Origin of the sequence: Acidovorax sp. SUPP3334 (genome assembly GCF_030159055.1) — a bacterium.
Classification (GTDB): Bacteria; Pseudomonadota; Gammaproteobacteria; order Burkholderiales; family Burkholderiaceae_C; genus Paracidovorax.
The window spans coordinates 1-972 of sequence record NZ_BQXQ01000109.1 but is presented as its reverse complement, the minus strand read 5'-3'; the positions used below and the strand labels follow the sequence as shown (position 1 = coordinate 972).

Sequence of the window (972 nt, the reverse complement as noted above, 5' to 3'; positions counted from 1 at the left end):
CATGCGCATTTCTTCCAACACATTGTGGGCCAGGGTGCGTCCGTCTCTTTTCATGCCGTCAATGAAAGCACCGATCGCCGCTCTGCGCAAGAGAGTGTTCTCTAAGTTACTGACTTATGAGTAAACCAAATCGCAGAAGGTTTGATTTACAGCGTTCCCTCGGACCGAGTAACTCAGCGCTTTGGCGGTGTCGAGGCGACCAATGATCAGCAGCAGGCGTTTGTGGTCGATGGCTACGCGGTGAGCCCGATACGGATCGGCGGCTTCGATGCATATCCAATGCCCAACGGTAAATTCATGGTGCCTCAGCCTGGCTTCCGGGATTGCACCTTCGCATGTGAATTAATGATGCGATTGGATCATCAAAAAATTTCCATAGATAGCGACCTTGGTCCATCAGACATGGGGAGACGAAGGGATATGCCAGAAATTATGGCATCACTGCATTCGACCACGGGAAAAGAACCCGTCTTGTTCAAATACGAAAATGTCAGCTATAAAAAGAACTTGATGGGGCAAGTGCATCAAACCCGAAAAGATGCGTTGCGTGACCTCGGTAAAAAAATCGAACAGATGGGGCCCTGTATACTCTCAAAAGGCAGTCACGTCGTAATGCTAGACGGCGTGCGGAAGCACAAGGGAGAATTTTATTTGACTATCAGGGAGCCGTTTCATGGAGAAGCCTTGGAATTTAAAGACTCGAAAGAATTTTTTCGAGACCAAAATGGAACGAGCGACAAGGTGGACTTTGAAGCCATTTTTCTGAGGTAACGTTAAGTTTTTATCACTCCCTGGGAGGGGGATGCCGTTGCGCCAACGCCAGATCATGCCTTGGTGGAACCTTTAGGGAGCCTCTCACAACCCATGTTTGACGAATCCCAATAGGGACGAGTGGGCGCCAGCAGCCGTTTGAATGCGTGATGAGGGCCTGCGGCGGTCTGCGCCTTGTGCATGATGGGCCTTGCAGGCCCG

At 50.5% G+C, this 972-nt stretch carries 1 protein-coding gene; it reads left to right on the top strand.

Going from position 1 to position 972, the window contains the following annotated elements:
• Window positions 1-141: 141 nt before the first annotated feature.
• Complete coding sequence (locus AVHM3334_RS23680) at window positions 142-771, top strand: hypothetical protein (protein WP_284415875.1); 630 nt, start codon at window positions 142-144, stop codon at window positions 769-771.
• Window positions 772-972: the final 201 nt, after the last annotated feature.